10 protein-coding genes and 1 pseudogene are annotated in these 11563 nt (G+C 70.4%); 9 read left to right on the top strand and 2 right to left on the bottom strand.

Annotated features, from left to right (window positions below; genetic code table 11):
- Nucleotides 1-231 precede the first annotated feature (231 nt).
- From ACRDP3_RS17900 to ACRDP3_RS17885, 4 genes and pseudogenes are all read left to right on the top strand, one after another.
- Nucleotides 232-414 (top strand): hypothetical protein, encoded by a 183-nt coding sequence (locus tag ACRDP3_RS17900; protein ID WP_431517967.1) that lies wholly within the window; start codon nt 232-234, stop codon nt 412-414.
- A gap of 355 nt (nt 415-769) precedes the next feature.
- On the top strand, nt 770-1303 hold the full coding sequence (locus ACRDP3_RS17895; RefSeq protein WP_431517966.1) for a hypothetical protein: 534 nt from the start codon (nt 770-772) through the stop codon (nt 1301-1303).
- Nucleotides 1304-1435: 132 nt separating this feature from the next.
- Entirely contained in the window at nt 1436-1666 is a 231-nt protein-coding gene (locus tag ACRDP3_RS17890; RefSeq protein ID WP_431517968.1) for a DUF6207 family protein, read from the top strand.
- 132 nt (nt 1667-1798) lie between these two features.
- Nucleotides 1799-2045, top strand: a pseudogene (locus tag ACRDP3_RS17885) (IS630 family transposase); the annotation flags it as partial.
- Nucleotides 2046-2308: 263 nt separating this feature from the next.
- Here the strand turns inward: ACRDP3_RS17885 and ACRDP3_RS17880 are convergent.
- Nucleotides 2309-3358 (bottom strand): HAD hydrolase-like protein, encoded by a 1050-nt coding sequence (locus tag ACRDP3_RS17880; protein WP_431517965.1) that lies wholly within the window; start codon nt 3356-3358, stop codon nt 2309-2311.
- 105 nt (nt 3359-3463) lie between these two features.
- Here ACRDP3_RS17880 and ACRDP3_RS17875 point away from each other — a divergent pair, with 105 nt between their 5' ends.
- From ACRDP3_RS17875 to ACRDP3_RS17855, 5 genes are all read left to right on the top strand, one after another.
- Entirely contained in the window at nt 3464-4765 is a 1302-nt protein-coding gene (locus ACRDP3_RS17875) for a DUF1015 family protein (RefSeq protein ID WP_431517964.1), read from the top strand.
- Nucleotides 4766-4880: 115 nt separating this feature from the next.
- Complete coding sequence (locus ACRDP3_RS17870; protein WP_431517963.1) at nt 4881-6392, top strand: pyridoxal phosphate-dependent decarboxylase family protein; 1512 nt, start codon at nt 4881-4883, stop codon at nt 6390-6392.
- Between the two features lie 47 nt (nt 6393-6439).
- Nucleotides 6440-7825, top strand: a complete 1386-nt coding sequence (locus ACRDP3_RS17865; RefSeq protein ID WP_431517962.1) for a lysine N(6)-hydroxylase/L-ornithine N(5)-oxygenase family protein — start codon at nt 6440-6442, stop codon at nt 7823-7825.
- Nucleotides 7822-8445: a GNAT family N-acetyltransferase gene (locus ACRDP3_RS17860; RefSeq protein WP_431517961.1), complete on the top strand. Its 624-nt coding sequence runs from the start codon at nt 7822-7824 to the stop codon at nt 8443-8445. Before ACRDP3_RS17865 ends, ACRDP3_RS17860 begins: the two co-directional genes overlap by 4 nt.
- Complete coding sequence (locus ACRDP3_RS17855) at nt 8442-10262, top strand: IucA/IucC family protein (protein WP_431517960.1); 1821 nt, start codon at nt 8442-8444, stop codon at nt 10260-10262. The genes ACRDP3_RS17860 and ACRDP3_RS17855 overlap by 4 nt, the downstream gene beginning before the upstream one ends.
- Nucleotides 10263-10332: 70 nt before the next feature.
- Here ACRDP3_RS17855 and ACRDP3_RS17850 read toward each other — a convergent pair.
- On the bottom strand, nt 10333-11563 hold a 1231-nt coding region (locus tag ACRDP3_RS17850), incomplete at its 5' end, for a tetratricopeptide repeat protein (protein ID WP_431517959.1).

Here is an 11563-nt window from a genome sequence, read left to right as displayed (position 1 = left end):
TCGACAGCACGATCCGGACCTTCTCCTCCGCCGGCAGCACCGGTGGTTTCGGCATGAACGATCAGACTCCTCACGTGATCAGACCCGCAAGCAACGGGCCCTGCCACAAAGTCTGACGCGCGACACCAGCACAACAGGGCCAAACCATGATCCTCTATGGCAGCAGGCTCCACCACAACAAGCGTGCCTGTCGGACGGCTTTCCCTGAGGCAAAGGGCCTGCGCAGCCACGATGAGCGCCTGGCCGAGCAGCTCGCCCTCCTGCGCCCTCACCAGCGGGCAGCGCAAGATCCACATCTCGCGCGATGAGGAAGGACGCATCGTCGGGGCCGGCGGCGAGGACCAGGAGCAGGACGACATCCAGGCCGCCGCCGCGTCAACCCTGCTGCACCTTGGCCTGCCGTCCTCCTGCTGAACCTTCGGCGTACTCGGCCGCTCATGTAACGCACCAGGCGCAGAGGCCACACCGACACGCAACCGGCTGAAAGCGCACCCCGGTCCTCGGCCAGGCCGTGCCGCCCCTCCCGCTCGTCGCGGTGCATGTCCCGGTCAACGTCTGCCAGGTAGTGGGCATCGACAGGCAACTCTCCCTTGGACTGCCACATCACCCCGTCCAGTTGGACGGGCAGACTCTGCAGTCGAAGGGGAAGCCCAGACAACGCTCGCGCAGAATCGCCCCGCTCTGCCCGGGGCTCAGCGGAACGGCTCGCCGGGTTCGGCCGCTACGGCGTACTGGCTGGCAACGGGGCCGCCAGGTGGTAGAACCGGATATGACCTTCATACCACCGGGTGTTGCCGCTGCCGGCATCAAGGCCACGGGCAGCCTGGCCAGCGCCTTGATCGGACGATACCGGCCCACGGGCGTGCCCCGGCTGGGCAGCAACGAGGACCGGGTGGAGGCATACCGGCGGTTACTGAACGCATCTGCCCGCTCGTTCGGTCACGCCTACCAGTTCGCCCATCTCCGGCGTGAGGCGGGGCGAGCGGCGCACAAGGTATTGCTGGGCCAGTTGCCCCAGGCGTGGGAACTCAGCAGCGAACTCATCGGCGCGCTGCAGGGCGTGCGGCTGTGCGGCAGTGTGCACGTCATCGACGCTGCGGAGACCCTTGTTGCCGCGACCGGCGACCTGGACCTCAACGAGAAGAGCGCCGACTGCTTCCAGCGGCAGGTCGAGGCCGTGGTGGCTGCCCGTGATGCGTTCCTGGACGTCTGCCGGGACGACCTCGCCTACACTGCCCGCTGGTGGCAGGGGCGTCGACGGATCAAGGAACGCCGCTTCCTGCTCGAGCAAGCTGGCCGTTGAAGTGCTGGCGGTGGCACAGTCGTCGGTGCAATGCCACCGGCGCCCCTGCGCGAGGCTGCGCCTTGTCCGGGTGAATCTCCGTGTGTTGGCGAACCCTGACAGCGTTCAGCGCGTCGTGCCGGACATGAGCCGATCAACGAAATACACCTGCGGGAACCCGGGCTGATCGTCGTCGATCTCGCGGCCGTCGATAACCGCACCGCCTTCGCCTTCCAGCAGGTGCTGGCCTCTCGGTGGGCCACCGCTACCGCCGACCGCACCACGCTTGACCCAGATCATGCGTGGTGTCCGGCTGCGCTGCTACCTGGACCTGCGCCAGGACATCGCCGTCGAATGACTCTGGCACCCGCCGTGCCTGGCTGATCCGGTGAACAGGCCACTCGGCAGCGTTGTCGGGGTGAGGTGGTGGTTGAGGTCCGGAATCTGGGACTGGGGTGCCCTGGGGTGTGGGCGCGACGAGATGGATCATCTTGGTGCGTCCAGCGGCGCTGCCCCTGGTCGGTGCGGAAACTCGCGGTTTACCTGCACAGAGCCCCGGGACGGTGCATAAGCATCGGCCGGGAGACCCTGCGGTGCCTGCTCATCCGATGCCAGATCACCTTCCAACAGACCAAAACGTGGAAGGAGTCCACCGACCCGGACAAGGACGCCAAGCTGGACCGTATCGAGTACGCCCTCAACGAGCGCCCCGACCGCCTTCGCCTTCGACGAGTTCGGCCCACTCGGCATCCGCCCGACCGCCGCGATAGAGGGTGGATCATCGAGCTGGGGGTACCAACCTGGGGGCACCTCCCCGGCAATGCCAGAGAGAGAAGCCAGGGGGAGTCACGCGGCTTCGGATCCAAGGCGGAGGAGAGAGGCGACGCGATGGGGGTCCTCCCCCTGGCTCTGCCGGGGGAACCCCACCCACGCCGTCCAGGCTGTGGGGGAGTCGCCGACCGACGACAACGCGGGAGACGGAGTCACATGACGTTGGGAGTCCGCCCGCTGTCGCGCACCAGGTCGTCAGAGTCCCAGCCGGGCCAGCGCCTTGCCCGCGTCCAGAGCGCACGTCCCGTCCCCCGCCGCCGTCCAGGCGGCCCCGCACAGCGCCCGCAGCCCGTCCAGCCCTTCACCCTCGCCCTCCAGCGCGAGATCCTCGTCGCCGGCCGTGGCGATCCAGCCTCCGCAACCGAAACCGGCACCGGCGTCTCCCGTCACCTCGGGCTGCGCCTGCGACAGTTCGCGCAGGTCCCGCGCCACGTACACCGGGCGGTGCTCGGGCGGCGCGGCCAGGAGCTGTGCTCCGTCCGTCACCCCGGTCAGTACCAGCAGCGAGTCGACTTCGCCCGCGTGCGCGCCCTCGATGTCGGTGTCCAGCCGGTCGCCGACGACGAGCGGCCGCCGGGCGCCCGTACGCAGGATCGTCTCGCGGTGCATCGGCGGTCGCGGCTTCCCGGCGATCTGCGGCTCCGGGGGCTCGCGCAGCCAGCGCGTCGCCGCCCGTACGACCTCCACGGCCGCGCCGTTGCCGGGCAGTACGCCCCTCTCGCCGGGGACCGTCATGTCCGTGTTGGAGGCGAACCACAGCGCTCCGCGGCCCACGGCGATGGCCGCCTCCCCCAGCCGCTCCCATGGCATCTCCGGGCCGCCGTAGCCCTGCACCACGGCCGCGGGGTCGTCGTCGGCCGAGTCCACGAGCCGCAGCCCCCGCTCCCGCAGCGCCGCCCGCAGCCCCTCGCCGCCGACCGCCAGCACCCGTGCGCCGGCCGGGAGTTGCCCGTCGACCAGCCGTGCCACGGCCTGCGCCGAGGTGATCACATCGGTGGCACGCGCGGGCAGGCCGAGCCTGGTGAGATGCGCGGCCACGGCCTCCGGGGTCCGGAACGCGTTGTTGGTCACATACGCGAGCCGCATCCCGGCGTCGCGCGCGGCCGCCAGCGACCTGACCGCGTGCGGCACGGCCGCGCCGGCCACGTACACGACGCCGTCCAGGTCCAGCAGCGCGGTGTCGTACGCCTCCCGCAGTGCCTGCTCACTGCCGTGCGGGCGGGTGCGCGGGGCGCCCTGCAGCATGGTCTCTCGTCTCCTCGCAACGGGATGGCTTGTCCTCACCGATCATCCCGTGCCCGGATCGGGGCCACGCCCCCGCCCCCCGCATCCCCGGCATAGCATGCGGGGATGACGAGCGACGGCCTCCGGCTCTCCCCCTTCCGCGGGCTGCGTTACGCGCCCGAGAAGGTCAGCGGCCTGGCCGCCGTGACCTCACCGCCCTACGACGTCGTGGTCCGGCCGGACGGGCTGCACCACCTGGAGACCGCGGACCCGTACAACATCGTGCGGCTGATCCTGCCGCAGGCCGGCGACGAGGCCGGCCGGTGCGGCAAAGCCGCCGGGACGCTGCGCCGGTGGCGCGGCGACGGCGTACTCGCCCCCGACCCGGAACCCGCTCTGTACGTCTACGAGCAGCGGCGCGGCGATCTGCTGCAGCGGGGCCTGATCGGAGCGCTGCGGCTCTCCCCGCCCGAGGAGGGTGTCGTGCTCCCGCACGAAGGGGTGATAGCGGAGGTCGTGGAGGACCGGGCGGCACTGATGCGCGCGACGGCCGCCAACCTGGAGCCCCTGCTGCTCTCCTACCGCGGCGGGGGCACCCTCACCGGGGCCGCCGCCGTCATCGAGCGCGCCACACGCGGAACGCCGCTGCTGTCCACGACCACGGAGGACGGGTTCTCGCACCGCCTGTGGGCGGTCACGGATCCGGCCGAACTCGCCGAGACCGACGCGGACCTGTCCCGGCGCCGCGCCCTGATCGCCGACGGCCACCACCGCTGGGCGACGTATCTGCGGCTGCGCGCCGAGCATCTGACGGACAGTGCGGGCGATGCGGGCGATGCGGATGATTCTCCCTGGGCCCGCGGCCTGGTGCTGCTCGTCGACACCGACCGCTACCCGCTGCGGGTGCAGGCCATCCACCGCGTACTGCCACGGCTCCCGCTCAAGGACGCACTGCACGCCGTGGAAGCACAGGGCGCCTTCCGCGTCCGTACGGTCCGATCCCCGCTCCCGCAGGCGCTGGAGACACTGGAGCGGACACCGGGCAACGCCTTCCTGCTCACCGACGGCGGGGGCCTCTGTCACCTGCTGGACCACCCCTCGCCCCGCCTGCTGGACCGTACGCTCGACGCGCACCGCCCGGAGTCCTGGCGGCGCCTGGACGCCACCGTGCTGCACTCGGTGCTGCTCGACGCGGTGTGGCGCGTCCCCGACCACCCCGAGGAGATCAGCTACATCCATGACGCCGGCTCCGCTGCCGGCAAGGCGGCGCAACTGGGGGGCACCGCGGTGCTGATGCGGCCGGTACCCGAGGAAGTGGTGCGCGAACTGGCCGAGCAGGGCATCACGATGCCCCGTAAATCCACCTCCTTCGGGCCGAAACCGGCGACCGGCCTGGTGCTGCGCAGCCTCGGCGACGACTCCCGCTGACACCTGCCCCTCCCCCGGGGTTTCCCCCGCATCACCATGGTTAGGATAGCCTTACCTAACCATGCGGGGGGCTCCCGTGTGGTGCAGCCGATGTCCGCGCCAGGGAGGACAGTTCATGAGCGGCAGGTCACACCTGCTCAACGACAGGACGACGGAGCTCTACCGTCGCTCCCTCACAGCGGGCGTCGAGCGGGTGGCGGACAAGATCGCCCACGCCGACCGGCCGTTCACCGGAGTCACGCCGTCCCAACTCGCCCCCGTCGTCTCCGACATCGACCTGGAGGAGCCGCTGAGCGACCCGGCCGCCGCCCTCGACGAGCTGGAACAGTTCTACCTCCGCGACGCCGTCTACTTCCACCACCCGCGCTACCTCGCCCATCTCAACTGCCCCGTGGTCATCCCGGCAGTGCTCGGCGAGGCCGTGCTCTCCGCCGTCAACTCCTCGCTCGACACCTGGGACCAGAGCGCGGGCGCCACCCTGATCGAGCGCCGCCTCGTCCGGTGGACGGCGGACCGGATCGGCCTCGGCCGAGCCGCGGACGGCATCTTCACCAGCGGCGGTACGCAGTCCAACCTGCAAGCCCTGCTGCTGGCCCGCGAGGAGGCGTGCCGGCTGGTGGCGAAGAACTCCGCCACGCCGCCCAAGCCCGAGATCCTGCCGCGGCTGCGCATCCTCACCTCCGAGTGCAGCCACTTCAGCATCGAGAAGGCCGCAACCCTGCTGGGCCTCGGCCCCGAGGCCGTCATCTCGGTCCCGTGCGACGAGAACCGGCGAATGCGTCCGGCCGCTCTCGCCGCCGGACTCGAGCGCTGCGAGCGCGAAGACCTGGTGGTGATGGCCGTCGTCGCCACTGCCGGCACCACCGACTTCGGCAGTATCGACCCGCTGCCCCGGATCGCCGAGTTGTGCGAGGGCGCCGGTGCGTGGCTGCACGTCGACGCCGCGTACGGATGCGGGCTGCTGGCATCCCCGCGTCGCCGGAGCCTGCTGGCCGGGATCGAGCACGCCGACTCGGTGACCGTGGACTATCACAAGTCCTTCTTCCAGCCCGTCAGTTCCAGCGCGGTGCTGGTGCGCGACAGCGACACCATGCGGCATGCCACGTACCACGCCGATTACCTCAACCCGGCGCGGATGGCCGCGCAGCGTATCCCCAACCAGGTCGACAAGTCCCTCCAGACCACCCGGCGTTTCGACGCGCTCAAACTGTGGATGACGCTGCGCGTCATGGGCGCCGACAGCGTCGGCGAGCTCTTCGACGAGGTGGTGGACCGGGCCGCCGACGCCTGGCGGCTGCTCGCCGAAGACCCGCGCTTCGAGGTCGTCACCAAACCCCAGCTGAGCACGCTCGTCTTCCGCTACCTGCCCTCGTCCGCCGCCGGGCTCTCGTGCGCCGACGAGGTCAACCTGCATGCGCGGGAGGCCCTGTTCGCCTCCGGCGAGGCCATCGTGGCGGGAACGGTCGTCGACGGGCGGCACTATCTCAAGTTCACCCTGCTCAATCCGGAGACCTCACTCGGCGACATCGCCGCCGTCCTCGACCTCATAGCCGAGCACGCGGGCCGCTTCCTGTCCGAGCACGCCGGACAGCCCGGCCACGAGCTCAGCGACACCCGCGCCGGCTGACCGTCCGCAACGCCTGTCCGTCCTCACCCGGAGACCCGGAGACTCACGTGTCCACCCCTCACGACGTCAGCACCGTCCATGACTTCATAGCCATCGGACTGGGCCCCTTCAACCTCGGCCTCGCCTGTCTGACCGAGCCGATCGACGAACTCGACGGCCTGTTCCTGGACGACAAGCCCGAATTCGACTGGCACTCGGGGATGCTCCTGGAAGACAGCACGCTGCAGACCCCGTTCATGTCCGACCTGGTCACGCTGGCCGACCCCACCTCGCCGTACTCCTTCCTGAACTACCTCAAGGAGTCCGGCCGCCTCTACGCGTTCTACATCCGCGAGAGCTTCTATCCGCTGCGCGCCGAGTACGACGACTACTGCCGCTGGGCCGCCGCCAAGCTGGACTCGATCCGCTTCGGCCACCGCGTCACGCGCGTCGAGTACGACCAGCGCTCCGACGGGCAGGGCGTTTACCTCGTGCACGCCGACGACCACGCGAGCGGCGAGCGGCGTACCTTCCGCGGACGCAAACTCGTACTCGGCACCGGCACCCCGCCCCACGTTCCCGAGCCCTGCCAAGGCCTGGGCGGTGATCTGATACACAACTCGCGCTATCTGGACGGCAAGCCGGCACTCCAGGAGAAGGACTCCATCACCGTCGTCGGCAGCGGCCAGAGCGCGGCGGAGATCTACTACGACCTGCTCCAGGACATCGACGGCCACGGCTACGAGCTGACCTGGGTCACCCGCTCCCCGCGCTTCTTCCCGCTCGAATACACCAAACTCACGCTGGAGATGACCTCACCGGAGTACGTGGACTACTTCCACAGTCTGCCGGCCGCCACCCGGGACCAGCTCGTCGCCTCGCAGAAGAACCTCTACAAGGGCATCAACACCGAGCTCATCGACGCCATCTTCGACCTGCTCTACCGCAAGAGCCGCCGCGGTCCCTGTCCGACCCGGCTGATGACCAACACCGCGCTGACGGACGCCTCGTACGACGCCGGCGCCGGGTCGTACACCCTCGGCCTGTGCCAGGAGGAGCAGAAGCGGGACTTCTCCCTCACCACCCAGGGCCTCGTCCTTGCCACCGGCTACCGCTACCGCACACCCGAGTTCCTCTCCCCCATCGCGGACCGCGTCGAGTGGGACGAGCAGGGCCGCTTCGCCGTACGCCGCGACTACAGCGTGAACAGCACGGCAAGCGCGGCGGGCGCGGCAAGCGCGGGTGGTGACGGGCCGGAAATCTTCGTGCAGAACGCCGAGTTGCACACCCACGGCTTCGTCACGCCCGACCTCGGCATGGCCGCCTACCGCAACTCCTGCATCATCCGCGGGCTGCTGGGCCGCGAGCACTACCCCGTCGAACGCTCCATCGCCTTCCAGGACTTCACCGCGCCGCCACCGGCGCCGACCGGGACGGAGGCTCCGGTCGCATGAGCAGCGCCCGCACGCACCGCCACCGCAGGACCGTGCACACCCGGACCGACGCCCGGCTCGGTGAGTTCGCCCTGCGTCCCGTCGACCCGGCCGGCGACGCCGAACTGCTGCACCGCTGGGTCACCGACCCCAAGTCGGCGTACTGGCTGATGCAGAACGCCACCCTCCCGGATGTGGAGCGGGAGTTCGCGGACATCGCCGCGTCCGAGCACCACGATGCCTTTCTCGGGCTGCACGAGGGTGAGCCGCGCTTCCTGACGGAGCGCTACGACCCTGCCCACATCGAGCTGAAGGGACTCTACGACGCCGAGCCGGGCGACGTCGGCATGCACTTCCTCTGCGCACCCACCGACACCCCCTTGCAAGGCTTCACCCTCGCCGTGATCCACACGGTGATGGACATGCTCTTCGCTGACCCGCACACCCGGCGCGTCGTGGTCGAGCCGGACGTGCGCAACACGGCCGTGCACGCGCTCAACGAGGCCGTCGGATTCCACATCGAGCGCACCCTCGCCAAACCGGAGAAGGACGCCTACTTGAGCATGTGCACCCGAGCAGACTTCCTGACCGCCCGCGCCGCCCTGGCCGACCGTGCCGCCCGAGGAGGGACGAGCCGATGACCACCCCGCCCGCCCTCGCCCCCCGCGACGCCGTCGCGCACCTCACCCCCGAGCGCTGGGAGCACGCCGGCCGGCTGCTGATCCGCAAGGCCCTCGCCGAGTTCACCCACGAGCGGCTGCTCACACCGGAGCCGCTGCCGGGTAACGACGAGCGATCCGCCGCCGGCCGCTTCGCGGTGCGCAGCGACGACGGGGCGACCGAGTACCGGTTCGCGGCCCGGCGGCGGACGCTGGATCACTGGCAGATCGACGCGGACACCCTCACCCGCCACCGGAAGGGCGCCGAACTCCCGCTCGACGCACTCGCCTTCATCACCGAGCTGCGCGAGTCGCTCGGCCTGAGCGAGCAGGTCCTGCCCGTCTACCTGGAGGAGATCAGCTCGACCCTGGCCAGCACCGCCTTCAAGCTGGCGGCACCGCTCGTCAGCGCCGACCGGCTCGCCCGCGCGGGCTTCCAGGAGATCGAAGCGGGGATGACCGAGGGGCATCCATGCTTCGTGGCCAACAACGGGCGGCTGGGCTTCGGCATGGCCGAATACCGTGCGTACGCCCCCGAGGCCGGCGCACCGGTACGGCTGATCTGGATCGCCGCCCACCGCGACCACGCCACCTTCACCACCTCCGCGGACCTCAGCTACGACAAGCTGCTGCTCTCCGAGCTGTCCGCGCCGACCCTGCGGCGCTTCTCGTCCGCGATGGCTGAGGCGGGCCTCGACCTGGACGACTTCTACCTCATCCCCGTCCACCCCTGGCAGTGGTGGAACAAGCTGTCGGTCACGTTCGCCGCCGAGGTCGCCCAGCGCCACCTCGTCTGCCTCGGCCACGGCGACGACGAGCACCTCGCCCAGCAGTCGATCCGTACCTTCTTCAACGCCTCCCAGCCCGCCCGGCACTATGTGAAAACGGCGCTCTCCGTACTCAACATGGGCTTCCTGCGCGGCCTGTCCGCCGCGTACATGGAGGCGACACCAGCCATCAACGACTGGCTCGCCGACCTGGTCGCCAGGGACCCGGTGCTGCGCGGCTCGGGGCTCGCCGTGCTCCGCGAGTGCGCGGCCGTCGGCTACCACGCCGCACCCTACGAAGCCGCCGCTCCCAAGGGCTCCCCGTATCTGAAGATGCTCGCCGCGCTCTGGCGGGAGAGCCCGGTGCCGCTGCTCGGACCGGGCGAACGCCTGGCGACCATGGCGTCCCTGCTGCATGTCGACCGTGAGGGCGGCTCCTTCGCGGAGGCCCTCATCGAACGGTCCGGGCTGGATGCGGCCACCTGGCTGCGCCGCTACCTCGACGCGTATCTCACTCCGCTGCTGCACTGCTTCTACGAGTACCAGCTCGTCTTCATGCCGCACGGCGAGAACGTCATCCTCGTACTCGACGAGGACGGCGTGCCACAACGGGCCGTCTTCAAGGACATCGCCGAAGAGATCGCCGTGATGAGCGCGGAGACGGAGCTGCCGCCGGAGGTCGAGCGCATCCGCGCCGAGGTCCCCGAGGACATGAAGATCCTGTCGCTGTTCACCGACGTCTTCGACTGCTTCCTGCGCTTCCTCAACGGCATCCTCGCCGACCGCGGCACCCTGGACGAGGACACCTTCTGGTCGACGGTGGCGGACTGCGTGGCGGACTATCAGAAGTCGGCGCCGCACCTGGCCGACCGTTTCCGGCGCTACGACCTCTTCGCGGAGAGCTTCGCGCTGTCCTGCCTGAACCGGCTGCAGCTGCGCGACAACCAGCAGATGGTCGACCTCCAGGACCCGGCCGGCGCGCTGCAGCTGATCGGCACCCTGGAGAATCCCCTGGCCCGCTTCGTGCGGTAACCGGCGAGACGTGGAACGCGAGAGGGCGGGAAACCGGCTGGGTTTTCCGCCCTCCTTCTCGCTCTTCAGCTCACGCGGAGTCGCCCTTGCCGTCCGCTTCCGCCTCCGCCGCCTCTTCCTCTTCCTCGAGGGCGTCGACGAACTCCACCCCGTCCAGCTCCGCCAGCCTGTCCGACGCGTCCGTCACGCCGTTCACGTCGGCCTCCACCGCCTTGGCGAACCACTCCCGGGCTTCCTCGTCCCGGCCGCCGACCTCCAGCAGCGCGTCGGCGTAGGCGTAGCGGAGGCGCGCCGACCAGGGCTGCTGGGAGCTGGACGCCAGCTCAGGGCTCTGCAGCGTGACCACCGCGGCTTCGGCCTGACCCATGTCACGCCGCGCACCCGCCGCGACCAGCCGCATCTCGACCTGCCCGGCCTTGTCCAGCTTCCGCACCTCCGGCTCGCCCGCCATGGCCAGGGCCTTCTCCGGGCGGCCCATGCCGCGCTCGCAGTCGGCCATGACCGGCCAGAGGTGCTGCAGCCCGGTCATCCGCCGGGCGGCCCGGAACTCAGCCAGCGCCTCCGCGTACTTCTGCACCGCGTAGGCCGCGAATCCGGCGGCCTCACGCACCGACGGCACCCGCGACGCGAGCCGCAGCGCGATCTTGGAGTAGCCGTACGCCGCCTCCGGGTTCTCGTCCAGCAGCCTGGCGACCATCAGCAGGTTCTTCGCGACGTCCTCGGCGAGGGTCTTCGGCAGGCTCATCAGCTCCTGCCGCACGTCCTTGTCGATCTCGTCACCGGTGATGTCCTCATCGATCGGCAGTCGCTTGAGCGGCTCCCGGTCCTGCCTGCGGTCGTCACGCCGGCCATCGCGCCGGTCGTCCCGCCGGTCATCGCGTCCCGGCCGCCGGGAAGGCCCGCCGCGCTCGTCCCGGCCACGGAAGCCACCACGGTCCCGGTTCTGGTCCCGGCCGCGGTCGTCCCGTCCGCGACCGCCCTGCCCGTACGGACGCCGGCCGCTGCCGCCCCGCTCGTCATCGCGGCGCGGACCCCGCGGGCGGTCGTCGCCTCGGGAATCGCGTCGGCCATCGGCACGCCTGTCGTCTGAGCGCCGGTCATCAGAGCGCCGGTCGTCAGAGCGCCGGTCCGCACGGCCATCGCTCCGGTTCTCGTTCCGCCTGGGGGCACCGGTTCCGCGCGAGCGGTCCCGGTCACCACTGCGCGGACGGTCACCGCCACGGGGGCGATCCCGGTCGCGGTCCCGGTCACGTTGACTGCTTCCCCCTCGGTCACGGTCCTTGCGGTCATCCCGCCCCTGC

Source organism: Streptomyces sp. (assembly GCF_050698815.1).
Taxonomy (GTDB): domain Bacteria; phylum Actinomycetota; class Actinomycetes; order Streptomycetales; family Streptomycetaceae; genus Streptomyces.
Note: the sequence above shows the minus strand (reverse complement) of the source record. Positions and strands in the feature narration are given on the sequence as shown.